1 protein-coding gene is annotated in these 334 nt (G+C 49.1%); it reads right to left on the bottom strand.

What is annotated here, in order from left to right; all coding sequences use genetic code 11:
• A partial coding sequence (locus LKX83_RS32175) for a nucleotidyltransferase family protein (RefSeq protein WP_227887334.1) occupies positions 1 to 334 on the bottom strand: 334 nt, incomplete at both ends.

Below are 334 nucleotides of genomic sequence, written 5' to 3'. Positions count from 1 at the left end.
AACAGTCCCAATCAATAGGAAAGCGGCCCGCTGTTTTCTCTGTATGCAGAACATCAAGCGTACTTTGCGGCACATAGGCCTCAATGGAAGAGAAATGCACACTGCTTTGTTCACGAATGATTTTGCGCAGAGCGGTAGCGCTGGCAATATGCTGGTCTGTAACATGTTCTTGGTGATAGCCGGCTTTTTGGCGCTTGATGGTAGCCGGCTTCATGGGACTTTGCAGGCGATGAAGTGCAAGACAGTAATGTAAGCCAAGAATGTTATTGGGTTGCTGAGTCTGATCGAACGGCGTATCCGTTGCTATTTCGGGTAATAGGGAGGTAAGAGCGCG

The sequence above is a fragment of the Cohnella baijiui genome, from assembly GCF_020731285.1.
Taxonomy (GTDB): Bacteria; Bacillota; Bacilli; order Paenibacillales; family Paenibacillaceae; genus Cohnella.
This window is presented reverse-complemented; position numbering and strand designations above follow the sequence as displayed.